Source organism: Pseudomonas sp. TWI923 (assembly GCF_039673365.1).
Lineage (GTDB): Bacteria > Pseudomonadota > Gammaproteobacteria > Pseudomonadales > Pseudomonadaceae > Aquipseudomonas > Aquipseudomonas sichuanensis.
Genome location: NZ_JBDJLM010000187.1, coordinates 1 through 417 on the forward strand (window position 1 = coordinate 1; position 417 = coordinate 417).

Genomic DNA, 417 nt, shown 5'->3' on the forward strand with positions numbered 1-417 from the left:
CTGGTGCATATCGTCATGCGCAACGGCGTCGGCGCGATGCTGCACTACGAGCACAGCCACAACGGCCGCCCGGTGCTGTCGGACATCAACACCTACGCCGACAACGACCCGACCAAGGTGCACCTGCAGTTGGGCACGCTGCTCGATGACCACGGCCATATCCAGGGCCTGTGGCAGGTGGTCGACGGCAAGCCGCTGCGCCAGCTGTGCGCCTACCACTACGACGACCAGGGCGACCTGATCGCCGCCCAGGATGAACATGGCGCCGCCTGGCGCTACCAGTACCAGCACCACCTGATTACCCGTTACACCGACCGCACCGAGCGCGGCCTCAACCTGGAATGGGACGGCAGCGGCCCGCACGCCCGGGCGATTCGCGAATGGGCCGACGACGGCAGCTTCGAAACCCGCCTGGCG

Annotated in this window: 1 protein-coding gene; it reads left to right on the plus strand. The window is 67.1% G+C overall.

What is annotated here, in order from left to right; translation table 11 throughout:
* On the plus strand, positions 1 to 417 hold a 417-nt coding region (locus tag ABE459_RS26055), incomplete at both ends, for a hypothetical protein (protein ID WP_346648182.1).